The sequence below is a fragment of the Streptomyces sp. NPDC001536 genome (assembly GCF_042894505.1).
Taxonomy (GTDB): Bacteria; Actinomycetota; Actinomycetes; order Streptomycetales; family Streptomycetaceae; genus Streptomyces.
In genome coordinates this window covers 1-13317 of sequence record NZ_JBIAVQ010000022.1, presented here as the reverse complement: position 1 = coordinate 13317, position 13317 = coordinate 1, and the positions used below count along the sequence as shown (strand labels likewise).

Here is a 13317-nt window from a genome sequence, read left to right as displayed (position 1 = left end):
CGCGTGACGGTCGTACGAGGCACGCGTACGACGTAGGTCCGTGCCTACAGCGCGCCCTTGCGGGACAGGTGGTTGAAGGCCAGCCAGCCCGGCAGCACCGGCAGCCACAGGGTCAGCAACCGGTACAGCAGCACGGCGGGTGCCGCGACCTCGCTGGGCAGGCCCACGGCGATGAGACCGACCGTCAGGGTCGCCTCCACCGCGCCCACACCGCCGGGTGTCGGGGCCGCCGAACCGAGCGCGTTGCCGGCGAGGAAGACGACGGCGACGCTGGCGAGGCTGATCGAGGAGCCCTCGGTGCCGAAGGCGCGGATCGAGGCGTCCAGGCACATCACGAAGCAGGCGGTCAGCAGGAGCATGCCGCCGATGCCGGTGAGGAGCTTCTGGGGCCGCTGGAGCACGTCGAGCATGCGGGGGATGACGCCCGCGAAGAGCGACCGCACGCGCGTGACGACGAACTTCCGCAGGAACGGCACGGAGGTGACGACGAGCACGAGGACCGCCACCGTCAGCAGGCCCGCGATGACCGTCCGGGACGGCGACAGCGACGGTGTCTTCTCGGTGCCGGTCAGATAGCCGAAGGACAGCAGCATCAGGATGTGGCAGCCGAGCCCGAACAGCTGCGAGGCGCCCACACTGGCCACCGCGAGCCCGGGCCGCACCCCCTGGCGTTGCAGGAAGCGCGTGTTGAGGGCGACACCGCCCACCGCGGCCGGCGCGACGATCTTCACGAACGACCCGGCGACCTGCGCTCCCACGGTCCTCATGAACGGCACCCGCTCGGGCACGAATCCCAGCAGCGACATCGCCGCCGCGAAGTAGCTCGCCGCCGAGAACAGCACGGCGGCGGCGACCCAGCCCCACTCGGCGTTCTGGATGAGCGGGCCGAACTCGATGTGGGTGAGCTGCGTCAGCAGGAAGTACGCGCCGATGGCACCGGCGATGACGCTGATCAGGGTGCGCGGCCGCACCCGCTCCAGACGGGCCGGCTCGACCGGCGCCTGCGGCCTGATGAGCAGCACCGCGTGACGGATCTGGGTGAGCAGGTCCTCCTCGCGGGCCTCGTCCAGCGCCTCGTCGATGGCCCGCTTCTCGGCCCGCGCCTCCGCGCGTACGGCCTTCTTGTCGGGCTTCTCGAGTACGGGTACGGCGTCGTCGTGCGCTTCCTCGAGCCGGGCCTGCTTGGCCTGCCGGGACGCCTCCAGGATCGCGTCGCGCTCTCGCTGGGCGCGTTCCCTGGCCAGGGTGCGCAGCGTCGCGCGCGTGGAGCGGCTGAGGGCGATGGGCTGGAGCATGGGCAGACAGTCGGCCACGGTGTCGGGGCCGAGCACGCTCACCGCCGCGGCCACCGCGCGCTCGGCGCCCACCCGCAGGCCGAGCGTCACCAGCAGCTGGGAGATGTCCATGCGCAGCAGCAGGTCACCGGCCGCGATCTCACCGACGCGCAGATCGGTGAGGATCACCGTGCCGGAACGATCCACCAGAATCGCGTCGCCGACGAGGCGCCGGTGGGCGATGCGCCGGGACTGAAGGGCCCGCACCTGGTGCCAGGTGTCCCGCAGCAGGTCGTCGGTGATGTCCTCGTCGGCGAGTGAGTCGAGGGTGCGGCCGCCGGTGTGCTCGTAGACGAGCATCACGGCGTCGGGGCCGAGTTCGGAGGTGGCGATGAGCTTGGGGGCGTTGGCACCCGCGGCGATGGCCGCGTAGGCGAGCAGGGCCTCCTGCTCCAGGGCCTGGCGCAGCGAGGGGAGGCTGCTGCGGGTGGCGAAGCCGCGCAGGGTCAGATTGCGCCACGCGCGGTAGAAGAAGCCCTGTGCCTGCTGCTCCCGGTCGACCACCGTCACATCCAGCGGCGGACCGTCCTCCAGCGTGACGAAGTAGCGCCGGCCGCGGTCGCCGGTCTCCGGCGTCTCCGCGACCTCCTCGCGGGCCGCGCTCACCGGGTGGAAGCCGACGTGCCGAAGGCCCGCCATCAGCGTCCGCCCGGTGGGCTGGACGTTGGGCGAGCCGACCGCGTACAGCGTGCCGTAGGCCACGGTCCAGCCGATCAGCACGGTCAGGATGATCGAGAACGGTGTGGTGTAGCCCGTGACGAGCATCGAGAAGGCGTCGAGCATCAGCACGATCCACAGCACCGCGCGCCAGCGCGGCCGGCGCGACATGCCGACCGCCGTCATGTACGCGATGACCGGCGCGAGATAGCCGTGCACCGGGTCGGTGAGGGCTTGGATGTCACCGGGGGAGGGCTGGGTGAGCGCCTCCTGGATCGAGTCGGGGGCGGCCTTGGCGACCCACAGGTCGGTGGCGAGGGTCACTCCGTGCGCGAGGACCGCCGCGAGCACGCCGTCCGCGATGCGCAGCCCGTCGCGCTTGATCAGCCGCTCGATCGCGAAGGCGACCGGCACCAGCAGGATCGCGATGCTGGAGGCCAGGCCGGCGATCTTGATGAGCAGGTCGGGCGCCTGTCCGGTGCCCTTGTTGATGTCCTGTTCGAGACCCGAGGTGGTGCCGTGCGCGAACGCGGCGATGGCCAGCAGGATCACCACCGCCAGCACACCGACGAGGAGCCGCATGAGGTCCGACGGACGGTGCACGCGCGCGGGGAGGAGGGGTTCGTCGCCCTCGACCTCGTCGCTGTGCGTCTCGTCCTCGAACTCGGCCGCCGTCTCTTCCTCACTGGTGTCCGGGCGCGACGAAGCGTCAGAGGTGCTCTCCGCGCCCTCCGGGTGCACGCCCTGTTGCTTCATCGTCTCTTCTTGATCTCGTATCACCGGTCACCGCCCGCACGATGGTGGCATGCCCCACCGACACACGGGGGCATCAGGGTGCAAACGCGGGGGCGCACAGTCTGCCCGAAGCGCCGCCCCGGGGCGAGGGATACGCACGGTGGTCAGCGCGTCACATTGTCGGTGGGGTGGGGCAGGATGGGGCGGATGAGTGACGAGAGTCTTCCGCGCGACGCCCTGCCGGAGTACGCCGAGCGCGTCCTGGAAGTGGCGGAACTCATCCCGCCCGGGCGCGTCATGACGTACGGCGACGTGGCCGAGTGGCTGGAGGAAGGGGGCCCGCGCCAGGTCGGCCGGGTGATGGCCCTCTACGGGGGAGCCGTCCCGTGGTGGCGGGTCGTCCGCTCGGACGGTGTCCTGCTCCCGGGCCACGAGCTGCGGGCGCTCGACCACTACCGCGCCGAGGGCACGCCGCTGAAGACGGCGAGCAGGGCCGCCGAGGGCCACCTGCCGCGCCTCGACATGAAGCGGGCGCGGTGGGACGGCGGTGAACGCGCGGAGGGTCACACCTGACAGCTTCCGCCATCGGACGGGTCCGGGGGGAGCCTGTGATCCGTACGGGGGAAACGGACGAAAGCGGGCACGTCCGTGGCATGCCGTACGTTCGTGGGGCGAGGGACGCAGGTGTCGCGAGCGCCGTGTGGGTCGTACGGGAAGAAGCGGAAGACCTGCTTCCGATCTCTCCGTCGGCGTAGCGTCGGCTGCACGCGTCCCCCTCATCCCGCGATCACCGCCCTGCACGCACGGCGGACGCCCGAACAGCACACCCACCAGGACCGGCGAACCACGTGAGCTCCTCTTCCTTCACCAGGCGCCTGCCGCACCCCCAGGTGCGGCAGGGGAGCCGTGGCGCTTACCGACTGGTGCGTACCCCGCCGACCCGCGTGGATCCCCCTCGGTTGGACGCCGCACAGCGCTCCGTGGTTGAGCACAGGGCCGGTCCGCTGCTCGTCCTCGCAGGTCCGGGCACCGGCAAGACCACCACGCTCGTGGAGTCCGTGGCGGCCAGGATCGCCCGGGGCGGTGACCCCGCGCGCGTGCTGGTGCTGACGTTCAGCCGCAAGGCGGCCGTCGAACTGCGCGACCGCATGGCCCTGCGCACAGGGGCCGCCCGCGCGCCCCGGGCCACCACCTTCCACTCGTTCTGCTACGCCCTGGTCCGCGCCCACCAGGACAGCGACCTGTTCGTGGAGCCGCTTCGGCTGCTGTCCGGCCCCGAGCAGGACGTCGCCGTACGCGGCCTGCTCGCCGGCCAGCCCGACCTGGAGCGCCTCGGCCTCGCGCATGTGCGCTGGCCGGACGAGCTGCGGGCCTGCCTGACCACCCGCGGTTTCGCCGACGAGGTCCGCGCGGTGCTCGCCCGCAGCCGCGAACTGGGCCTGGGCCCGGGCGCCCTGGACGCCTTCGCCCGCCGCATCGGCCGCCCCGACTGGCGGGCCGCGGCCGCCTTCCTCGCCGAGTACCTCGACGTCCTCGACCTGCAAGGTGTCCTCGACTACGCGGAACTGGTCCACCGCGCGGTGCTCCTCGCCCACCGCCCCGAGGTCGCCGGGCGGCTCGCCGCGCAGTACGACGCCGTGTTCGTGGACGAGTACCAGGACACCGATCCGGCACAGGTACGGCTGCTGCACGCCCTCGCCGGCGGTGGCCGCACCCTCGTCGCCTTCGGTGACCCCGACCAGTCGATCTACGCGTTCCGGGGTGCCGACGTGAACGGCATCCTGGACTTCCCGCACGCCTTCGCGCGCGTGGACGGCCGTCCGGCACCCGTCGAGGTCCTGCGCACCTCCCGCCGCTCCGGCGAAGCCCTGCTGGGCGCGACCCGGCTGCTGACCCAGCGGATGCCGCTGACCCGGCTCCCGGCGGAGAAGGTACGCGCCCACCGCGAGCTCGCCCCGGTCCGGGAGGGCGGTCGCGTCGAGGTCTTCACCTACCCGACACCCGGCACGGAACTGGACAACATCGCCGACATCCTGCGCCGGGCGCATCTGGAGGACGGCGTCCCGTGGGGCGAGATGGCCGTGCTGGTGCGCGCGGGGTCACGCACCATCCCTACGGTCCGACGCGCCCTGACGTCGGCGGGGGTGCCCCTCGACATCGACGGCGACGATCTGCCGCTGCGGCACGAACCGGCGGTGGCGCCACTGCTGACCGCGTTGCGGGCCGTGGCGACGGCGGAGGCCTCGGGGCGTCCGGACGGGGTTCCTGTGGGGGAGGCCGCCGCTGGGGAAGCACCCACCGAGGAGGCTGCTCCCGCTGGGGAGGCGTCCGCTGAGCAGGCATCCGTTGAGGATGCGCCCGCTGGGGAGGCACCCGGTGAAGAGCCGCCCCCTTGCTGGCTCGACACCGAGACCGCCCTCACGCTCCTCGCCTCCCCCCTAGCCGGCATGGACGCCGCCGACCTGCGCCGCCTCGGACGGGCCCTGCGCGACGAGGAGCGGGCCGCCGGCAACCCGCTGCCGCCGCCCTCCGACGAGCTGCTCGCGCGGGCGCTCGCCGAGCCGGAGCGGCTGGCCGTGCACGACCCCGCGTACGCGCGCGGCGCCCAGCGGCTGGGAGCACTGCTGCGCAAGGCCCGTGAGCGTCTCGCGGGCGGCGGCAGCGCCGAGGAGGCGCTCTGGGACCTGTGGGAGGGCACACCGTGGCCCACGCGCCTGGAGCGCGCCGCCCGGCGCGGCGGCGCGGCCGGACGCAACGCCGACCGCGACCTGGACGCCGTGTGCGCGCTGTTCGCGACCGCCACGCGCGCGGAGGAGCGCACCGGCGGCCGGGGCGCCCTCAACTTCCTGGAGGAGATCGACGCCGAGGACATCGCCGCCGACACCCTCACACGGCGTGCCGTCCGACCCGACGCCGTCCGCCTGATGACCGCGCACCGCTCCAAGGGCCTGGAGTGGCGCCTGGTCGTCGTCGCGGGCGTCCAGGAAGGCCTGTGGCCCGACCTGCGCCGCCGCGGCTCCCTCCTGGAGGCCGACCGGATCGGCCGCGACGGACTCGCCGAACCGCTCACCCCGGGAGCCCTGCTCGCCGAGGAGCGCCGTCTGTTCTACGTCGCCGCCACACGCGCGCGTGAACGCCTGGTCGTCACGGCGGTCAAGGCGCCCGCGGACGACGGCGACCAGCCCTCCCGTTTCCTCACCGAACTCGGCGTCGAGCCCAAGGACGTCACCGGCCGCCCGCGCCGCCCTCTGTCCGTCGCCGCGCTCGTCGCCGAACTCCGTGCCACCACCGTCGACCCACGTGTCTCGGACACCCTCAGGGAGGCCGCCGCCCGCCGGCTGGCCCGGCTCGCCGCACTCGCAGACGAGGACGGCCGACCGCTCGTCCCGTCCGCCCACCCCTACCGCTGGTGGGGCATGTTCGAGCCGACCGAGTCCAAGGTGCCGCTGCGCGACCGAGACCAGCCCGTCGTGCTCTCCGGCAGCGCCCTCGACCAGCTCGCCAACACCTGTGCCCTCCAGTGGTTCCTGGGCCGCGAGGTGAAGGCCGACGCGCCCGCCACGGTCGCCCAGGGCTTCGGCAACGTCGTGCACGTCCTCGCCGACGAGGTCGCCTCCGGGCACACCCCGGCCGATCTCGCCGTCCTCATGGAACGCCTCGACTCGGTGTGGAACGCGCTCGCCTTCGACGCGCCCTGGAAGTCGGCGCAGGAGAAGGAGAACGCGCGCGTGGCGCTCGAACGCTTCCTTCAGTGGCACGTCATGGACCGCACCGGACGCACACCGGTCGCCAGCGAGCACGACTTCGACGTCACCCTCGGAGCCGGCGACTACGAGGTGCGCATCCGGGGCCAGATGGACCGCGTCGAGGCGGACGGCGAGGGCCGCGCCTACGTCGTCGACTTCAAGACCGGCAAGCAGGCGGTGAGCAAGGCGGAGGTGGAGCACCACCCGCAGCTCGCCGTCTACCAGCTGGCCGTCCGGGAGGGTGCCGTCGACGAGGCCTTCGACGGGGTACGTCCGGAGCCTGGCGGTGCGGAACTCGTCCAGCTGCGTCAGGGCGCCGCCAAGCGCGACGGCGGCGAGACGCTGCCCAAGGTGCAGGCACAGGAGCCGCTCGAAGGGGAGTGGGTCGGCGATCTGCTCGCCACGGCCGCCGGCAAGGTCCTCGACGAGCGGTTCACGCCGAGCGCCGGGCAGCACTGCACGCACTGCGCGTTCCGGGCCTCGTGCAGCGCGCGGCCCGAGGGGCGGCACGTGGTCGAGTGACCGCACTGGTGTGATCGGTTGCACCACCCGTGCTGACCTGCGCTTCTTCTGACCCGGACAGGGCCTGGAGGGCGATTCGTCCTCGACTGTCAGTGGGCGCCGCTAGCCTCTCCGACATGGCCGCCCGCATCACCGATCCCGATCAGCTCAAGGAGCTCCTCGGTATCCCGTTCACCCCGGAGCAGACGGCCTGCATCATCGCGCCGCCCGCACCGCAGGTGATCGTGGCCGGTGCCGGGTCGGGCAAGACGACGGTGATGGCCGCCCGCGTGGTCTGGCTGGTCGGCACCGGCCAGGTCGCCCCCGAGCAGGTCCTCGGCCTCACCTTCACCAACAAGGCCGCCGGCGAGCTCGCCGAGCGCGTCCGCAAGGCGCTCATCAAGGCGGGCGTCACCGACCCCGACGTCATCGACCCGGACAACCCGCCCGGCGAGCCCGTGATCTCGACGTATCACGCCTTCGCGGGCCGCCTGCTGACCGACCACGGTCTGCGCATCGGGCTCGAACCGACCTCCAGGCTGCTCGCCGACGCCACCCGCTACCAGCTCGCCGCGCGCGTGCTGCGCGAAGCCCCGGGCCCCTACCCGGCGCTGACCCGCTCCTTCCCGGACCTGGTCGGCGACCTTCTCACCCTCGACGCCGAGCTCGCCGAACACCTCGTACGACCGGAGGCGCTGCGCGCGTACGACGCCGAGCTGCTGCTCTCCCTGGAGGGCGCCAAGCTCAGCAATGACGCTCTGAGGCAAGTCCCCAAAGCGGCCGCCGCCCGCCGCGAGCTCGCCGACCTGGTCGTCCGCTATCGCGCCGCCAAGCGCGAGCGCGATCTCCTCGACTTCGGCGACCAGATCGCCCTGTCCGCCGAACTCGCCCAGATCGCCGACGTGGGGCGCATCCTGCGCGACGAGTTCCGCGTGGTGCTGCTCGACGAGTACCAGGACACGTCCGTCGCCCAGCGCGTCCTCCTGGCAGGCCTCTTCGGCGCCGGCACCGGCCACCCGGTGACCGCGGTCGGCGACCCCTGCCAGGCGATCTACGGCTGGCGCGGCGCCTCCGTCGCCAACCTCGACGACTTCCCCGAGCACTTCGCCCACGCCGACGGCCGGCTGGCCACCCGTCAGTCGCTCAGCGAGAACCGCCGAAGCGGCGGCCGCCTCCTCGACCTCGCCAACGGCCTCGCCGAACCCCTGCGCGCCATGCACGCGGGCGTGGAGGCCCTCCGCCCGGCCCCCGGCGCCGAACGCGACGGCATGGTGCGCTGCGCCCTGCTGCGCACCCACGCCGAGGAGATCGACTGGATCGCCGGCTCGATCGCGCATCTGGTGAACACCGGCAAGGCGCCCGGCGAGATCGCCGTCCTGTGCCGCACGGCGACCGACTTCGCCGAGATCCAGGGCGCGTTGGTCGCCCGGGACATCCCGGTCGAGGTGGTCGGACTCTCCGGCCTGCTGCACCTGCCCGAAGTGGCCGACCTGGTCGCCGTCTGCGAGGTCCTCCAGGACCCCGGAGCCAATGCCTCCCTGGTCCGGCTGCTGACCGGCCCCCGCTGGCGCATCGGCCCGCGCGACCTCGCCCTCCTGGGGCGCCGTGCCCGGCGACTCGTGTCCCACGCGCGTGTGGACGGCGACGACGACCCGGACCGTCGGCTCGCCGAGGCCGTCGAGGGGGTCGACCCGTCCGAGGTGATATCGCTCGCGGACGCCCTGGACACCTTCCTGGAGACACCGTTCGACGGAGGAGGGGACGACGACGGGCTGCCCTTCTCACCGGACGCGCGCGTGCGGTTCGCGCGGCTGGCCACCGAGCTGCGCGACCTGCGCCGCTCCCTGGCCGACCCGCTCATGGACGTCCTGCACCGCGTCCTCGCCGTCACCGGCCTGGAGGTCGAGCTGTCGGCGTCCCCGCACGCCCTGGCCGCCCGCCGCCGCGAGACCCTGTCCAACTTCCTGGACATCGCTGCCTCGTTCGCCGCGGGAGACGGCGAGGCGACCCTGCTGGCCTTCCTCGGCTTCCTGCGCACCGCCGCCCAGTACGAGAAGGGCCTCGACAACGCCCTGCCCGGCGGCGAGAACACGGTCAAGGTGCTCACCGCGCACAAGTCCAAGGGCCTGGAGTGGGACGTCGTCGCCGTCCCCGGCCTGGTCACCGGCACCTTCCCCAGCACCCAGGGCCGCGAGAAGTGGACCGCCCAGGGCAAGGTGCTGCCGCACGACCTGCGCGGCGACGCCGCCACCCTGCCCGACGTGGAGGCGTGGGACTCCCGCGGCCTCAAGGCCTTCCAGGAGGCCATGAAGGAGCACCAGCACACCGAGGAACTCCGCCTCGGCTACGTCACCTTCACCCGCCCCCGCTCCCTCCTCCTCGGCTCCGGCCACTGGTGGGGGCCCGCCCAGAAGAAGCCCCGCGGCCCGTCCGACTTCCTCCAGGCCCTGTACGAGCACTGCGAGGCCGGCCACGGCGAGATCGAGGCGTGGGCGGACGAGCCCGCCGAGGACGAGGAGAACCCGGCCCTGCACGCGGCCACCGTCGACCAGGTCTGGCCCCTGCCCCTCGACGACACCGCCCTGACCCGCCGCCGCACCGCCGCCGAGACGGTCCTGACCCACCTGGAGCGCCTCGCCACCCACGCGGACGGCCACCCCGCCGCCGAGCACGACCCGGAGACGTACAGCGACCCGGACTGGCCGCCACCGGAGGACGACGAGCCTCCCTACCACGAGCCTCCTTACGAGGACGAGGCCTTCCCCGACGACTCCGGCGACCTCGACGACTCCGCCGACTGGGACACCTGGACGACGGACCGCCCGACCGTCCCGCACCAGGCGACGGCACCGGACACGGACGCGACCACGCACGCGCGTGCCCACCCGGCGGAACCCGACCCGGACACCGAGCCCGCCCGCCCCCGCCTCACCCCGGAGGAGGCCCGCACCCTCGCCTCCTGGGACCGCGACCTCGACGCCCTCACCGGCGAGCTCCTGCGCGCGCGGGAGGCCGTCACCGACGTACCCCTGCCCGCGTCGCTCACCGCGTCCCAGCTGCTGCGTCTGGCCGCCGACCCGGACGGGTTCGCGCAGGAACTCGCGCGCCCCATGCCGCGCCCCCCGCAACCCGCCGCACGCCGAGGCACCCGGTTCCACGCATGGGTGGAGGCTCGCTTCGAGGCGCTGACGCTGCCCATGCTGGAACCGGAGGAACTGCCCGGCGGCGAGGCCGAGATCGCCGACGAACGCGACCTGGAAGCTCTCAAGGACGCCTTCGAGCGCACCGAGTACGCCCATCGCACGCCCTATCGCGTGGAGGCCCCCTTCCAGCTGGCCATCGCCGGTCGCGTGGTGCGGGGCCGTATCGACGCGGTCTACAAAGAGGGCGACGGCGAGACGGCGACGTACGAGATCGTCGACTGGAAGACCAACCGCGACCGCACCGCCGACCCGCTTCAGCTCGCCCTGTACCGGCTCGCCTGGGCCGAGCAGCAGGGGGTGCCCCTGGAGTCGGTCACGGCCGCGTTCCTGTACGTCCGCAGCGGTGAGATCGACCGGCCGGACGGCCTCGCGGACCGCAGTGCGCTGGAGCGGCTGCTGCTGGAGGACCCTTCCGTCCCTTCCGCCCCTTCCGCGCAAGCGAACTGTGAGGAACCGCCCACCGAGGATGTCGGTGCGGGCCGATAGGCTCGTGACCATGAGCCACCCCGTTGACAGTGCCGTCAGCGCCGTCCGTACGTACATCGAGCAGCACCGCACCGCCTTCCTCGACGACCTCGCCGAGTGGCTGCGCATCCCCTCCGTGTCGGCCCAGCCCGACCACGCGCCCGACGTACGCCGCAGCGCCGACTGGCTCGCCGCCAGACTCCAGGAGACCGGCTTCCCGACCACCGAGGTCTGGGAGACGCCCGGCGCCCCCGCCGTCTTCGCGGAGTGGCCCTCCGACGTCCCCGGGGCACCGACGGTCCTCGTCTACGGCCACCACGACGTGCAGCCCGCCGTCCTGGAGGACGGCTGGGACAGCGAGCCCTTCGAACCCGTCGTCCGCGAGAACCGGCTCTACGCGCGAGGGGCGGCCGACGACAAGGGCCAGGTGTTCTTCCACACACTCGGCGTCCGCGCCCACCTCGCCGCGACCGGCCGCAGCACGCCCGCCGTGCACCTCAAGCTGCTGATCGAGGGCGAGGAGGAGTCCGGCTCGCCGCACTTCCGTGCCCTCGTCGAGGACCGCGCGCAGCGGCTCGCCGCCGACGCCGTGATCGTCTCCGACACCGGCATGTGGGCCGAGGACACCCCCACCGTCTGCACCGGCATGCGCGGCCTCGCCGAGTGCGAGATCCGGCTCCACGGCCCCGACCAGGACATCCACTCCGGTTCCTTCGGCGGCGCCGTGCCCAACCCGGCGACCGCCGTCGCCCGCCTTGTCGCCGCCCTGCACGACGAGCACGCACGCGTGGCCGTCCCCGGCTTCTACGACGGCATCGTCGAACTGACCGACCGCGAGCGCGAACTCTTCGCCGAGCTGCCCTTCGACGAGCGGCAATGGCTGCGCACGGCCAAGTCGTACGCCACCCACGGCGAGGCCGGCCACACCACCCTGGAGCGCGTCTGGGCCCGCCCCACCGCCGAGGTCAACGGCATCGGCGGCGGCTACCAGGGCCCCGGCAGCAAGACGATCATCCCGTCCTCCGCGATGGTGAAGCTGTCCTTCCGCCTCGTCGCCGGACAGGACCCGGATCACATCGAGAAGGCCGTCCGCGCGTGGGTGGCCGAGCAGGTGCCCGCCGGGATCCGCTGCGAGATCACGTTCGGCGCGGCCACCCGCCCGTGTCTGACCCCGCTGGACCACCCGGCCCTGCAGTCCGTCGTCCGCGCCATGGGCCGCGCCTTCGACAAGCCCGTCCGCTTCACCCGCGAGGGCGGCTCCGGGCCGGCCGCTGACCTCCAGGAAGTGCTCGGCGCCCCCGTGCTCTTCCTCGGTATCTCCGTCCCCTCCGACGGCTGGCACGCGCCGAACGAGAAGGTCGAGCTCGACCTGCTCCTCAAGGGCGTCGAGACCACCGCGTACCTGTGGGGGGACCTCGCTGAGCACTGGCGGCACGCACCCTGATCATCCCGAGCGTCCGGACCGGCACGGAGCGCGGGGCAGACTGGAAGGGCTGTCCCGCACCGCCGAACACCGGACGCGGTCGCCTCCCGCCGTACGTCCCGCCGCACCGCCCGCCGAAACAATCCGTTCCACCGGGGGAGTTGGAAGTACCCGTGACCACCTGGACCGACCACACCGCCGATCGACCCATCTCGCTCACCGCCCCCAGCGGCATCGACCGGGCCGCCCACCACCGGCTCGACGAGGCCTGGCTCGCGGCGGCGTGGAGCCACCCCACGACCCGCTGCTTCGTGGTGTCCGGCGGTCAGGTCCTCATCGACGAGACGGCCGACGGCCGTACCGAACTCCTCATGACGCCCGCCTTCGAGGCCCCGCTCACCGAGGCCCACCGCTACTTCCTGGGCATCGACGAGGAGGGCGTCAGCTACTTCGCCCTCCAGAAGGACGCCCTGCCCGGCCGCATCGACCAGTCCGCGCGCCCCGCGGGTCTGCGCGAGGCGGGGCTGCTGCTGTCACCGCGCGAGGCGGGCCTGATGGTGCACGCGGTCGGTCTGGAGAACTGGCAGCGCACCCACCGCTTCTGCTCCCGCTGCGGTGAGCGCACGGTCATCGCAGCGGCCGGCCACATCCGCCGCTGCCAGGCCTGCGGTGCCGAGCACTACCCGCGCACCGACCCCGCCGTGATCATGGCCGTCACCGACGAGGACGACCGGATCCTGCTGGGCCGCCAGGTCCACTGGCCCGAGGGCCGCTTCTCGACACTCGCCGGCTTCGTCGAGCCCGGCGAGTCCATCGAGCAAGCCGTGCGCCGCGAGGTCTTCGAGGAGGCCGGCATCACCGTCGGTCAGGTCGAGTACATCGCCAGCCAGCCCTGGCCCTTCCCGTCCAGCCTCATGCTCGGCTTCCTGGCCCGCGCCACCTCCACCGAGATCAACGTCGACGGCGACGAGATCGGCGAGGCCCGCTGGTTCTCCCGCGACGAACTGAGCGCCGCCTTCGACTCCGGCGAGGTCCTGCCGCCCTACGGCATCTCGATCGCGGCCCGTCTGATCGAGCTCTGGTACGGAAAGCCGCTGCCGACGCGCAGCGTGTGACAACGCGGTGGGGGGGGGGCCCCCCCCGGGCCCCCCCCCCCCCGCGCCCCCGCCCGCCCCCCGGGGGGGACGTGTTTGAAAACAAGGCCCCCGGCGCGTTAGGTGAGGGCCGAACCAGGGGGAGACAAACCCCAGCGC

At 73.0% G+C, this 13317-nt stretch carries 6 protein-coding genes; 5 read left to right on the top strand and 1 reads right to left on the bottom strand.

What is annotated here, in order from left to right; translation table 11 throughout:
- Positions 1–44: 44 nt before the first annotated feature.
- Entirely contained in the window at positions 45–2747 is a 2703-nt protein-coding gene (locus tag ACFY0U_RS40875) for a lysylphosphatidylglycerol synthase domain-containing protein (protein WP_388644961.1), read from the bottom strand.
- A 186-nt stretch (positions 2748–2933) separates the two neighbouring features.
- On the opposite strand from ACFY0U_RS40875, the gene ACFY0U_RS40870 reads away from it, so the two are divergent.
- The 5 genes from ACFY0U_RS40870 to nudC all read left to right on the top strand — a co-directional run bounded on the left by ACFY0U_RS40870 (position 2934) and on the right by nudC (position 13179).
- A complete protein-coding gene (locus ACFY0U_RS40870; RefSeq protein WP_266888333.1) occupies positions 2934–3299 on the top strand; it encodes an MGMT family protein in 366 nt (121 codons plus the stop codon).
- A 275-nt stretch (positions 3300–3574) separates the two neighbouring features.
- Positions 3575–6994 (top strand): ATP-dependent helicase, encoded by a 3420-nt coding sequence (locus tag ACFY0U_RS40865; protein WP_388644960.1) that lies wholly within the window; start codon positions 3575–3577, stop codon positions 6992–6994.
- A gap of 116 nt (positions 6995–7110) precedes the next feature.
- The gene (locus ACFY0U_RS40860) at positions 7111–10662 is read left to right on the top strand and encodes a UvrD-helicase domain-containing protein (protein ID WP_388644959.1); all 3552 of its coding nucleotides are present in this window, start codon (positions 7111–7113) and stop codon (positions 10660–10662) included.
- A 10-nt stretch (positions 10663–10672) separates the two neighbouring features.
- Complete coding sequence (locus tag ACFY0U_RS40855; RefSeq protein WP_388644958.1) at positions 10673–12085, top strand: dipeptidase; 1413 nt, start codon at positions 10673–10675, stop codon at positions 12083–12085.
- A 152-nt stretch (positions 12086–12237) separates the two neighbouring features.
- A complete protein-coding gene (nudC, locus tag ACFY0U_RS40850; protein ID WP_388644957.1) occupies positions 12238–13179 on the top strand; it encodes an NAD(+) diphosphatase in 942 nt (313 codons plus the stop codon).
- The last annotated feature ends 138 nt before the right edge of the window (positions 13180–13317 follow it).

Excerpts from the sequence above, each read along its gene's own strand:
- ACFY0U_RS40875 (WP_388644961.1), bottom strand. The coding sequence starts at position 2,747 with ATGAAGCAACAGGGCGTGCACCCGGAGGGCGCGGAGAGCACCTCTGAC.
- ACFY0U_RS40870 (WP_266888333.1), top strand. The coding sequence starts at position 2,934 with ATGAGTGACGAGAGTCTTCCGCGCGACGCCCTGCCGGAGTACGCCGAG.
- ACFY0U_RS40860 (WP_388644959.1), top strand. The coding sequence starts at position 7,111 with ATGGCCGCCCGCATCACCGATCCCGATCAGCTCAAGGAGCTCCTCGGT.
- ACFY0U_RS40855 (WP_388644958.1), top strand. The coding sequence starts at position 10,673 with ATGAGCCACCCCGTTGACAGTGCCGTCAGCGCCGTCCGTACGTACATC.